The sequence below is a fragment of the Micromonospora sp. D75 genome (assembly GCF_018070405.1).
Classification (GTDB): domain Bacteria; phylum Actinomycetota; class Actinomycetes; order Mycobacteriales; family Micromonosporaceae; genus Micromonospora; species Micromonospora chalcea.
In genome coordinates, this window is record NZ_JAGPXV010000279.1 from 1 (window position 1) to 7,449 (window position 7,449).

General features: G+C 71.7%; 7 protein-coding genes. 4 read left to right on the forward strand and 3 right to left on the reverse strand.

Annotation, left to right across the window (positions count from 1 at the left end):
* The 4 genes from KBX39_RS17590 to pknB all read left to right on the forward strand — a co-directional run.
* On the forward strand, positions 1-1,277 hold a 1,277-nt coding region (locus KBX39_RS17590; protein WP_210871571.1), incomplete at its 5' end, for an FtsW/RodA/SpoVE family cell cycle protein.
* A complete protein-coding gene (locus KBX39_RS17595) occupies positions 1,274-2,782 on the forward strand; it encodes a penicillin-binding protein 2 (protein WP_043327621.1) in 1,509 nt (502 codons plus the stop codon). The genes KBX39_RS17590 and KBX39_RS17595, both read left to right, overlap by 4 nt.
* Position 2,783: 1 nt before the next feature.
* On the forward strand, positions 2,784-4,181 hold the full coding sequence (locus KBX39_RS17600; protein WP_043327620.1) for a serine/threonine-protein kinase: 1,398 nt from the start codon (positions 2,784-2,786) through the stop codon (positions 4,179-4,181).
* Complete coding sequence (pknB, locus tag KBX39_RS17605) at positions 4,178-6,013, forward strand: Stk1 family PASTA domain-containing Ser/Thr kinase (protein WP_113972300.1); 1,836 nt, start codon at positions 4,178-4,180, stop codon at positions 6,011-6,013. The genes KBX39_RS17600 and pknB overlap by 4 nt, the downstream gene beginning before the upstream one ends.
* 152 nt (positions 6,014-6,165) lie before the next feature.
* Here the strand turns inward: pknB and KBX39_RS17610 are convergent, their stop codons facing one another.
* The 3 genes from KBX39_RS17610 to KBX39_RS17620 all read right to left on the reverse strand — a co-directional run.
* Complete coding sequence (locus KBX39_RS17610) at positions 6,166-6,816, reverse strand: aminodeoxychorismate/anthranilate synthase component II (RefSeq protein WP_064448127.1); 651 nt, start codon at positions 6,814-6,816, stop codon at positions 6,166-6,168.
* A gap of 5 nt (positions 6,817-6,821) precedes the next feature.
* Positions 6,822-7,094: a hypothetical protein gene (locus tag KBX39_RS17615; protein WP_030500496.1), complete on the reverse strand. Its 273-nt coding sequence runs from the start codon at positions 7,092-7,094 to the stop codon at positions 6,822-6,824.
* 3 nt (positions 7,095-7,097) lie between these two features.
* Positions 7,098-7,449 (reverse strand): sortase (locus KBX39_RS17620; RefSeq protein ID WP_210871572.1); only part of this gene is annotated, 352 nt, incomplete at its 5' end.

Here is a 7,449-nt window from a genome sequence, read left to right on the forward strand (position 1 = left end):
TCGGCCTGCACCTGGTGATCCGCTGGCTGGCGCCGTACGCCGATCCGGCGCTGCTGCCGGCGGTGGCCCTGCTCAACGGCATCGGCGTGGGCTTCCTGCGCCGGTACGACCTGGCCAAGGCCGCGCCCGCGGAGCGGGAGGACCTGGCCATCTTCGCCGGCACCGGTGGCCGGCAGCTCGCCTGGACGCTGGCCGCCGTGGTGCTGGCCGCCGGGCTGCTGGCGATCCTGCGCGACCACCGGTCGCTGTCCCGGTACGCGTACACGCTGGGCCTGGCCGGCATCGTGCTGGTGATGATCCCGGCGGTGCTGCCCAGCCGCTTCTCCGAGATCAACGGCGCCAAGCTGTGGATCAAGTTCGGCGGGTTCTCCATCCAGCCGGGCGAGTTCGCCAAGCTGGCCCTGCTCACGTTCTTCGCCTACTACCTGGTGCGCAAGCGTGAGGTGCTCTCGCTCGCCAGCCGGCGGGTGCTCGGCATCGACTTCCCGCGCGGGCGCGACCTCGGCCCGGTGCTGGTGGTGTGGCTGGTCAGCCTCCTGGTCCTGATCTTCGAGAAGGACCTGGGCACCTCGCTGCTCTACTTCGGCATGTTCGTGGTGACGCTCTACATCGCCACCGAGCGGGTCAGCTGGCTGCTCATCGGTCTGATCCTGTTCTTCGGCGGCGCCTATCTGGCGTACGTGCTGGGCAGCACCGTGGGCGGCCCGTTCGCGAACTTCTACGACCGGGCGCAGATCTGGCTCGACCCGTTCGCCGAGCCGTACGACCGGGGTTACCAGTTGGTGCAGGGCCTGCTCACGCTCGGTACCGGCGGTCTGTTCGGGGCGGGTCCGGGTGGCGGTCAGCCGACGCTGCTGCCCGAGGTGCAGACCGACTTCATCTTCGCCGGCATCGGTGAGGAGATCGGCCTGTTCGGTCTCTCCGCGCTGCTGGTGATCTACCTGCTGATCGTGGAGCGGGGCCTGCGCGCCGCGCTGGCGGTGCGGGACTCGTTCGGCAAGCTGCTCGCCGGTGGCCTGGCGTTCACGCTGGGCCTGCAGGTCTTCGTCATCGTCGGCGGCATCAGCAAGCTCATCCCGCTGACCGGCCAGACCACCCCGTTCCTGTCCGCCGGTGGCTCCTCGCTGATGGCGAACTGGCTGCTGATCGCGGTGCTGCTGCGCGTCTCCGACGGTGCCCGCCGACCGGTGACCGGTGGTGGCGGCCCGGCGGCCCGGCCGTCCGGTGGTCCGCCCGAGCAGTTGCACGGCGCCCCGACGGAGGTGATCCGACCGTGAACGCCCCCCTGCGCCGCGTCGGCGTGGTCGTGATGGTCCTGTTCGGGCTCCTCTTCGCGAACCTGAACTGGATCCAGGCCTACAAGGCCGACGAATACCGCAACAGCGACTACAACGGCCGGGTCCAGGTCGCCGAGTACGACCGCAAGCGCGGCAACATCGAGGTCGGCGGCACCGCGTACGCGCTCAGCAAGGAGACCGGCGGTGAGCTGAAGTACCAGCGCACCTACCCGGGCGGCGAGATGTACGCGCACGTGCTCGGCTGGAAGCCGGTCAACGGCAGCGCGAGCGGTATCGAGCGGGTGGAGAACGACTTCCTCGCCGGCACCAGCGACGCGCTGATCGCCAACCGGATCAAGGACATGTTCACCGGTGACGAGACCGGTGGCGGGAACGTGGTGCTGACGCTGTCGAAGCGGGCCCAGGAGACGGCGTACAAGCAGCTGAACGACAACCAGGTGGGCGCGACGAAGGGCGCGGCGATCGCGATCGACCCGCGTACCGGCGCGGTGCAGGCGCTGGTCTCCATGCCGAGCTTCGACCCGAACCCGCTGGCCAGCCACAACAGCACCGAGGCGGACCGGGCGTACAACACGCTGGAGAAGGACAAGGATCGGCCGCTGGCGAACCGGGCGCTGTCCGAGACGCTGCCGCCCGGCTCCACCTTCAAGATCATCATGGCGGCTGCCGCGCTGGAGAACGGCGTCGGCCAGCAGACCCGCATCCCCGCCGGCTCCAGCTACACCGCGCCCGGCGCCGGGCAGCCGATCCGCAACGCCGCGCCGTCGATCTGCCCCGAGTCGCAGGTGACGCTGCGCGAGGCGGTCACCGAGTCCTGCAACACCGGCTTCGCCCAGCTCGGCGTACGGCTCGGCGCGGACAAGGTGAAGGAGAAGGCCAAGCAGTTCGGCTTCGAGCAGGACGACCTCACCGTCGGCCAGCTCGGCGAGGGTGGCCTGCCGGTGGCGGCCAGCCGCACCGGCGACATGCAGAACCCGGACGGCAGCACCGACCCGGCCGCGCTCGCCCAGTCGTCGATCGGCCAGAACAACGTGCGGATGACGCCGCTGCAGGGCGCGCTGATCGCTGCCGCGGTGGCCAACAAGGACGGCAAGCAGATGCGTCCGTACCTGGTCAAGCAGTTGCTCGGGCCGGACCGCACCACCGTCTACGACCCCGCCCAGCCGCGCGAGCTGCGCCGCCCGATCAGCGGCCAGGTCGCCGCCGACCTGCGCGACATGATGCAGAACGTGGTGAAGGAGGGCACCGGCCGCCGGGCCGCCATCGACGGCTACCTGGTCGGCGGCAAGACCGGTACCGCGCAGTCCGGCCCGAACACCCCGGACCACGGCTGGTTCATCGGCTTCGCCCTGGACAAGGACGGCACGCCGCTGTCCGCCGTCTGCGTCGAGCTGGAGCAGGCGGGCAACGGCGGCAGCGCCGAGGCGGCCCGCATCGCCGGCCGGATCATGGCGGCGGCCATCGCGGACTCCGGGAGGCGCTGACGTGCTGAGCCCGGGGGTGAAGCTCGGCAACCGCTACCGCCTCGACGAGCGGATCGCCAGCGGTGGCATGGGCGACGTGTGGCGCGGCACCGACCAGGTGCTGGGCCGTACCGTCGCGGTCAAGAGCCTGCTCCCCGCGCTGCTGGACGAGCCGGGCTTCGCCGAGCGGTTCCGCGGCGAGGCGCGGACCATGGCGACCATCAACCACCCGGGCGTGGTCGACGTCTACGACTTCGGCAGCGACCAGCACATCGCGTTCCTGGTGATGGAGTACGTCGAGGGCGACGCGCTCTCGGCCACGCTCAGCCGGGTCGGCCGGCTGACCCCGGCGCGGACCATGGCGCTGCTGGCCCAGGCCGCCGACGCGCTGCACGCGGCGCACGAGAAGGGCATCGTGCACCGCGACGTGAAGCCCGGCAACCTGCTGGTCCGGCCGAACGGCACGCTCGTGCTCACCGACTTCGGCATCGCCCGCTCCGAGCTGGTGGGCCAGCTCACCGCCGCCGGCTCGGTGCTCGGCACCGCCTCGTACATCTCGCCCGAGCAGGCCACCGGCGCGGTGGCCACGCCCGCCTCGGACGTCTACGCGCTCGGCGTGGTCGCGTACCAGTGCCTCGCGGGCCGACGCCCCTTCGAGGGGGACAACCCGCTCGAAATCGCCATGAAGCACGTTCGGGAGACGCCCCGGGCGCTTCCGGCCGACATCCCGCCGCAGGTCCGGGCCATCGTGGAGCGGGCCATGGCGAAGGACCCTTCCGCCCGCTGGCCCAGCGCCGCCGCGCTGGCGAGCATCGCCCGGCAGGCCAAGCTCGCGCTCTCCCAGGCGGCCCGCGCCGGACGGCCCATCTCGGCCGCGCCCGCCTCACCGGCCGCACCCGTCGCACGCGCTCAGGTGCCGACCGCTCCCCGGCCGCAGCCACCGGCCGCCGCCGCGCATCCGCAGCCCCGTCCGCCGGTCTCCCCGGCCCGTCCGCCCGTTTCGCCGGCCCGCCCGCCGGTGACGCAGCGCCCGGCCGTGATCGCCCACCCGGCCCCGATGCCCCGCCCGCCGGTGGCGCCGCGTGGCGCGGCACCCGTACCGCAGCGGCCCGTGCCCCAGCACAACCCCATGCCGTACGCGCGCCCGGCCGCGCCGCCTCCGCCCCGGCGCTCCCGGTCCGGGCTCTGGACGACGGCGATCGTGGTGGCCGTGCTGGTCATCCTCTGCTCGGGCGTGATTTCGTTCCTGTACCGGAAATACGGTGCTACCGCATCCGCTCCGGCGAGTGTGAGCGTGACCTCCGGCGCGGTGCGGCCGCACGGAGGCGACTATCCGGTCCGCACGTCGTACCGTCGTGAGGTACGCCTCCTGCCGGCCGACGGCGGTACGACGACGAGCGAAGGACGAGACACGCGATGACAGCGCAGGCCCGCCTGCTCGGTGGCAGGTATCAGGTCGGCGAGCTGCTGGGCTACGGCGGCATGGCCGAGGTGCACCGCGGCCGCGACCTCCGGCTCGGGCGGGATGTCGCGATCAAGATGCTCCGTGCCGACCTGGCCCGGGATGCCACCTTCCAGATGCGGTTCCGCCGCGAGGCCCAGAACGCCGCCTCGCTGAACCACCCGGCCATCGTCGCCGTCTACGACACCGGTGAGGAAACCGGCCCGACGGGCGAAACCCTGCCGTTCATCGTGATGGAGTTCGTGAACGGCAGGACGCTCAAGGAGGTCCTCGGCGTCGAGGGGCGGCTCCAGCCGCGCCGGGCGCTGGAGATCTGCGCCGACATGTGCGCGGCGCTGGAGTTCAGCCACCGGCACGGGATCATCCACCGGGACATCAAGCCCGGCAACGTGATGCTCACCCAGACCGGCCAGGTCAAGGTGATGGACTTCGGCATCGCCCGCGCGCTGGCCAGCGGCGCCACCACGATGACGCAGACCAGCGCGGTCATCGGCACCGCACAATACCTCTCTCCCGAGCAGGCGCGCGGCGAGGCGGTCGACGCCCGCTCCGACGTCTACGCGGCCGGCTGCGTGCTGTTCGAGCTGCTCTGCGGCCACCCGCCGTTCGTCGGCGACAGCCCGGTCAGCGTCGCGTACCAGCACGTGCGGGAGCAGCCGCCGACGCCGAGCACGATCAACCCGGACGTCAACCCGGCGGTCGACGCCATCGTGCTCAAGGCGCTGTCGAAGAACCCGCTCAACCGCTACCAGAGCGCCGGTGAGATGCGGGCGGACCTGCTCCGCGCCGCTGCCGGCCGGCCGGTGCTGGCCACCCCGGTGATGCCGGCCGAGGAGACCATGCCGATGGGCGCCGCCGCGGGCGGCTACCAGCAGGCGCAGCAGACCCAGATGATGGGCCCGCAGACCCGCCCGCAGCCGGTGGCGCGGGTCGGCGATCCGGGCAAGCGAAAGAGCTCGTCCTGGGTCATCGCGGCGTTCGCCGCGCTCGGCGTGCTCGCGGTGATCGCGCTGGGGACAGCGCTCTGGCTCAACCAGGCCGGCAACGAGAAGGTGTCGGTGCCCCAGCTGGTGGGCCGGTCGGCGGACGACGCGAAGGCCGCGCTCACCCAGGCCGGGCTGCGGTACGGCACAGGCGATCCGGTGCAGAACACCACCTGCGAGAAGGGCTCGGTGGTCGAGCAGAGCCCGACGTTCGGCCAGCGGGTGGACAAGGACACCGAGGTCACCGTCAAGGTCTGCACCGGTCCGGGCCAGGTGACCGTCCCCACCGGGCTGAAGGGCAGTACCTACAACGCCGCGAAGGACCGACTGACGGAACTTGAGCTGGTTCCCGTTCGCGAGGATGTCAACGACAGCGCGCCGGAGGGTCAGGTCATTTCCGTCTCGCCCACCGAGGGCAGCTCGGTCGCCGAGGGCAGCAAGGTGACGCTCAAGGTCTCCAAGGGCAACGTCGGCGAGGTGCCGACCGTCATCGGCTACACCGAGGAGCAGGCGACACAACAGCTCAAGGAGGCCGGCTACACGGTCCGGGTCCGGGAGGGCAACGAGGTCGACCCGTCCCAGGCGGGCAAGGTCAGCAAACAGTCGCCGGCCGGCAAGACGAAGCTGGCCAAGGGCGAGCGGGTGACCATCGAGGTCGACGTGCCGCGCGAGGACGAGGAGCCGACCAGCCCGACGCCGAGCGGCAGCCCCAGCACGACGCCGACCACGCCGGGCGGTGGCGGCGGCAACGGCGGCGGCAGTGGTTTCCCGTTCCCGACCATCGCGCCCAGCCGTACCGAACGCTGAGCATCACCTGACCGACGACGCGGCGGCGTCCCCGATCCCGGGGCCGCCGCCGCGCCCGTCCCAGCGCCCGCCCCTTCCCCGTCGATCATGAACTTGACGGCGACAAATCGGGCGTCGAACGCCGTCAACTTCATGATCGTCGGGGCGAGCGGTCAGGCTGCGGCGAAGGCGGCCCGGCGGCGGGCGTCGACCTCGGCGGCCAGCTCCGGGGCACGCTCCAGCGCTTCCGGGAAGCCGCAGGCGGCCAGCCAGTTCGCCAGCATGAGGTGACCGCCCTCGGTCAGCACCGACTCCGGGTGGAACTGCACGCCCTCGATCGGCAGCGTCCGGTGCCGCATCGCCATCACCACGCCGGAGCCGGTCCGGCCGGTGACCTCCAGCTCGTCCGGCAGCGTCTCGGGCAGTACGGCGAGCGAGTGGTAACGGGTGGCGGTGAACGGGTCGGGCAGGCCGGCGAGCACGCCCACGCCGTCGTGGCGTACCTCGGAGGTCTTGCCGTGCAGCAGTTCCGGCGCGCGCGCCACTGTGGCGCCGAACGCCTCGCCGATCGCCTGGTGACCGAGGCAGACGCCGAAGATCGGGAGCTTGCCGGCGTACTCGCGGATGACGTCCAGGCAGATGCCGGCCCGGTCCGGGCTGCCCGGACCGGGCGACAGCAGGATGCCACCGGCGCCGGCCCGGCCCACCTCGGCGACGTCGATCTCGTCGTTGCGCCGTACGTCGCAGTCGGCCCCGAGCTGGCCGAGGTACTGCACGAGGTTGAAGACGAACGAGTCGTAGTTGTCGATCACCAGGACACGCATCGGGGTCACCTGTTCGGGGTGGGGGGCGGGGCGTTGTTCGTCTCGGTGCTGTACGGCAGCTCCTCGTCGCCGGGCAGCCCGGTCGGCTCGGTGAGCCCGCCGTCACCCGGTACGCCGGAGTCCTGGGTGACCTGCACGTCGTCGAAGGGCAGCAGGGGCTCGGCCCACGGGAACACCACGAACCAGAGCAGCGCGACGGTGGCGGTGGCCAGCAGCAGCGAGCCGATCAGCTTTCCGGGCAGCCCGAAGGGAAGTTTCCGCCAGATCCAGGAGTACACGGCTCACGTCTCCAGTTCGGCCGGGCGGCCCGCCGACTTGGCCTGGACGGTGTCCAGCCGGGCGTGGATGATCAGCCGCTGGTAGTTGTCGAACTTCGGGTTGCAGGTGGTGAGCGTGAGCAGCTTCTCGGTGGGCTTCTGGCCCGGCTTGCCCGGCACCGGTGCGACCACCTCCACCTGGGACGGCTTGACGATGCGCTGCTCGTACACGCGGTAGACGAGCCAGTCGGTGCGGGTCTCGACCACTATGGCGTCGCCGGTCTTCAGCTCGTCCAGCCGCCAGAACGTGGAGCGGATCCGGTGGCCCGCCACGGCGAAGTTGCCCACCTCGCCGGGCATGGCGCTGTCCGGGTAG